At 56.5% G+C, this 1,050-nt stretch carries 1 rRNA gene; it reads right to left on the bottom strand.

Annotated elements, in window-relative coordinates:
* Nucleotides 1-22 precede the first annotated feature (22 nt).
* Nucleotides 23-1,050 (bottom strand): 23S ribosomal RNA (locus ACGF3H_RS36175); the annotation flags it as partial.

The following is a 1,050-nucleotide window of genomic DNA, read 5'->3' as shown; positions in this document are numbered from 1 at the left end:
AACACAGTGGACGCGAGCAACTGAGGACAAGCCCTCGGCCTATTAGTACCGGTCACCTCCACACCTCACGGTGCTTCCAGATCCGGCCTATCAACCCAGTCGTCTACTGGGAGCCTTACCCCATCAAGTGGGTGGGAGTCCTCATCTCGAAGCAGGCTTCCCGCTTAGATGCTTTCAGCGGTTATCCCTCCCGAACGTAGCCAACCAGCCATGCCCTTGGCAGGACAACTGGCACACCAGAGGTTCGTCCGTCCCGGTCCTCTCGTACTAGGGACAGCCCTTCTCAAGACTCCTACGCGCACAGCGGATAGGGACCGAACTGTCTCACGACGTTCTAAACCCAGCTCGCGTACCGCTTTAATGGGCGAACAGCCCAACCCTTGGGACCGACTCCAGCCCCAGGATGCGACGAGCCGACATCGAGGTGCCAAACCATCCCGTCGATATGGACTCTTGGGGAAGATCAGCCTGTTATCCCCGGGGTACCTTTTATCCGTTGAGCGACGGCGCTTCCACAAGCCACCGCCGGATCACTAGTCCCGACTTTCGTCCCTGCTCGACCCGTCGGTCTCACAGTCAAGCTCCCTTGTGCACTTACACTCAACACCTGATTGCCAACCAGGCTGAGGGAACCTTTGGGCGCCTCCGTTACTCTTTAGGAGGCAACCGCCCCAGTTAAACTACCCATCAGACACTGTCCCTGATCCGGATCACGGACCCAGGTTAGACATCCAGCACGACCAGACTGGTATTTCAACGACGACTCCCCCTGAACTGGCGTCCAGAGTTCACAGTCTCCCAGCTATCCTACACAAGCCGAACCGAACACCAATATCAAACTGTAGTAAAGGTCCCGGGGTCTTTCCGTCCTGCTGCGCGAAACGAGCATCTTTACTCGTAGTGCAATTTCACCGGGCCTATGGTTGAGACAGTCGAGAAGTCGTTACGCCATTCGTGCAGGTCGGAACTTACCCGACAAGGAATTTCGCTACCTTAGGATGGTTATAGTTACCACCGCCGTTTACTGGCGCTTAAGTTCTCAGCTTCGCC

The sequence above is a fragment of the Streptomyces sp. NPDC048185 genome (assembly GCF_043202495.1).
Lineage (GTDB): Bacteria > Actinomycetota > Actinomycetes > Streptomycetales > Streptomycetaceae > Streptomyces.
The sequence above is the reverse complement of the archived record's forward strand: the minus strand, read 5'-3'. Positions and strand labels throughout refer to the sequence as shown.